This is a genomic window from Vibrio sp. 10N.222.48.A3 (assembly GCF_041475345.1).
GTDB classification, from domain to species: domain Bacteria; phylum Pseudomonadota; class Gammaproteobacteria; order Enterobacterales; family Vibrionaceae; genus Vibrio; species Vibrio tasmaniensis_A.
On sequence record NZ_JBFRVX010000772.1, the window covers coordinates 1 to 270 of the forward strand.

The window sequence follows — 270 nt, forward strand, 5'->3', positions numbered from 1 at the left end:
TCATGAGAAAGTTGATTTCTTTGATATGGTTGAAAAAGCCAGTGAGTCTTCTAGAAGAATATTTGAGAATATATTTCAGCAAATTGAAGATTTTTGTGTAACAAATAAGTGGCAACCACTTCAACATGGTCGAGAGTATTATTTTGATGAATACCTTGATGAAGATGTTTTACTCAATGTTTTACCAAGAGATAAGGATGGGCTAGTTGCGCTAAAGAAAGCAATGAATCTAATCTTAGGTAACAAAAAAATATAACAAACTGTTCAAGA

General features: G+C 31.5%; 1 protein-coding gene. It reads left to right on the forward strand.

What is annotated here, in order from left to right; genetic code table 11:
* On the forward strand, positions 1-256 hold a 256-nt coding region (locus AB4653_RS19625), incomplete at its 5' end, for a hypothetical protein (RefSeq protein WP_372105074.1).
* Positions 257-270: the final 14 nt, after the last annotated feature.